We start from the raw sequence: 2830 nt of genomic DNA, 5'->3' as shown, positions 1-2830 counted from the left end.
CCCTTGCCCTTGTCGGCGGTGGCCTGCTCGAGCTGCTCGCTCATGAGCGTGTCATACGCCGGGCGGTCCACCGAGCGGAAGATCCCGATCGGCACGTGCTCGAACGCGGGCTCGTCCAACCTGGACAGCGCGAACGCCAGGGACGGGTCGTCGCGGTGCGCGTCGTGGACGAGGATCTCGCTGTCGGCCACCTCCGAGCGGCGGACGACCTCGACCCCGCCATACGGCGAGAGCCGTACGGCCTTCTCGTTCTCGCCGGTGCCGAACACGATCGGCTGCCCATGCTCCAGCCTGATCGTGATCTCGCCCCGGGTGTCCGGCTCCTTGAGCGCGTCGAAGGCGCCGTCGTTGAAGATGTTGCAGTTCTGGTAGATCTCCACCAGCGACGTGCCCCGGTGCGCCGCCGCCTCCCGCAGCACGCTCTGCAGGTGCTTGCGGTCCGAATCGATGGTCCGGGCGACGAACCCCGCCTCGGCGCCGACCGCCAGCGAGATGGGGTTGAACGGCTTGTCCAGCGAGCCCATCGGCGTCGACTTGGTGATCTTGCCGACCTCGGAGGTCGGCGAGTACTGCCCCTTGGTCAGGCCGTAGATCCTGTTGTTGAACAGCAGGATGTTCAGGTTGACGTTGCGGCGCAGCGCGTGGATCAGGTGGTTGCCGCCGATGGACAGGGCGTCGCCGTCGCCGGTGATCACCCACACCGACAGGTCCGGGCGCGAGGCGGCCAGCCCGGTGGCGATGGCCGGAGCCCGCCCGTGGATCGAGTGGAACCCGTAGGTGTTCATGTAGTACGGGAACCGGGAGGAGCAGCCGATGCCGGAGACGAAGACGATGTTCTCCCGGCGCAGGCCGAGCTCGGGCAGGAAGCTCTGCACCGCGGCCAGGATGGCGTAGTCACCGCAGCCGGGGCACCAGCGGACCTCCTGGTCGGACTTGAAGTCCTTGAGGGTCTGCTTGCCCTCGGTCGTGGGCACCAGGGCCAGGCCCTTGCCGTTGAGGCTCTCAGTCACTGTTGATCACGTCCTGGATGACACCGGCCAGTTCCTCGGCCTTGAACGGAAGACCGCGCACGCGGTTGTAGCTGATCACATCGATCAGGAAACGCGCCCGCAGCAGCAGGGCGAGCTGGCCGAGGTTGATCTCGGGAAGCAGCACCTTGTCGTAGGCGCGCAGCACGTCGCCGGTGTTGGCGGGCAGCGGGTTGAGGTGCCGCAGGTGGGCCTGGGCGACCTTGCCGCCGTCTTTGCGTACCCGCCGCACCGCCGCCGCGATCGGCCCGTAGGTCGATCCCCAGCCCAGCACCAGCACCCGGGCGTCGCCGTCCTCGTCGTCCACTTCCAGGGCGGGGACGTCGACGCCGTCGATCTTGGCCTGGCGGAGCCGGACCATCCGGTCGTGGTTGTTCGGGTCGTAGGAGATGTTGCCGCTGCCGTCGGCCTTCTCGATGCCGCCGATGCGGTGCTCCAGACCCGCGGTCCCGGGTACGGCCCACGGCCGGGCCAGCGTCTCCGGGTCACGCTTGAACGGCAGATAGGTCGTGCCGTCCTCACCGTTGGGTTCGGTGGTGAACTCGACCGAGATGTCCGGCAGTTCGGCGACCTCCGGCACCCGCCACGGCTCGGAGCCGTTGGCCAGGTAGCCGTCGGACAGCAGCATGACGGGCGTGCGATACGCAAGGGCGATCCGCGCGGCCTCGATGGCGGCGTCGAAGCAGTCCGACGGCGTCGCGGGGGCGATGACCGGGACCGGGGACTCGCCGTTGCGGCCGAACATCGCCATCAGCAGGTCGGTCTGCTCGGTCTTGGTCGGCATCCCGGTGGAGGGGCCGGCCCGCTGGACGTCCACGACGATCAGCGGCAGCTCGGTCGCCACGGCGAGGCCGACGGTCTCGGCCTTCAGCGCGACACCCGGGCCGGAGGTGGTCGTCACGCCGAGCGCGCCGCCGAACGCGGCGCCCAGGGCGGCGCCCACGCCGGCGATCTCGTCCTCGGCCTGGAACGTCCTGATGCCGAACCGCTTGTGCTTGGACAGCTCGTGCAGGATGTCAGAGGCCGGGGTGATCGGGTAGGAGCCGAGGAACAGCGGCAGCCCCGACTGGACCGACGCCGCGATCAGCCCGTAGGCCAGGGCCTGGTTGCCGGAGATGTTGCGGTAGACGCCGGGGGCCAGCGTCGCGGGCTTGATCTCGTAGGAGACCGAGAACGACTCGGTGGTCTCGCCGTAGTTCCAGCCGGCCTGGAACGCCGCGACGTTGGCCTTGGCGATGTCCGGCTTCTTGGCGAACTTCGCCTCCAGGAACGTGATCGTCGCCTCGGTCGGCCGGTGGTACAGCCACGACAGCAACCCGAGCGCGAACATGTTCTTGGCCCGCTCGGCGTCCTTCTTGGAGATCGCGAAGCCTTCGAGCGCCTTGACGGTCAGCGAGGTCAGCGGCACCGAGTGGAGCCGCCACTCGGCGAGGGTGTCGTCTTCGAGCGGGTTGGCGGCGTAGCCCACCTTGGCCAGGTTGCGCTTGGTGAACTCGTCGGTGTTGGCGATGATGTCGGCGCCGCGCGGCAGGTCGGCGATGTTCGCCTTCAATGCGGCGGGGTTCATCGCCACCAGCACGTTGGGGGCGTCACCGGGGGTGAGGATGTCGTGGTCGGCGAAGTGGAGTTGGAAGCTCGACACGCCGGGCAGGGTGCCGGCGGGGGCGCGGATCTCCGCCGGGAAGTTGGGGAGAGTCGAGAGGTCGTTGCCGAATTTCGCCGTTTCCGCGGTGAAACGGTCGCCGGTCAGCTGCATTCCGTCGCCGGAGTCGCCGGCGAACCGGATGATCACGCGATCGAGT

General features: G+C 68.8%; 2 protein-coding genes. Both read right to left on the bottom strand.

The window, feature by feature from the left end; genetic code table 11:
- The coding region (locus tag IMZ11_RS41970; protein ID WP_228649069.1) for a 2-oxoacid:ferredoxin oxidoreductase subunit beta at positions 1 to 1010 on the bottom strand (1010 nt) is incomplete at its 3' end.
- On the bottom strand, positions 1003 to 2830 hold a 1828-nt coding region (locus IMZ11_RS41965), incomplete at its 5' end, for a 2-oxoacid:acceptor oxidoreductase subunit alpha (protein ID WP_228649067.1). The genes IMZ11_RS41970 and IMZ11_RS41965, both read right to left, overlap by 8 nt.

The organism is Microtetraspora sp. AC03309 (assembly GCF_020826795.1).
GTDB classification, from domain to species: Bacteria; Actinomycetota; Actinomycetes; order Streptosporangiales; family Streptosporangiaceae; genus Microtetraspora; species Microtetraspora glauca.
This window is presented reverse-complemented; position numbering and strand designations above follow the sequence as displayed.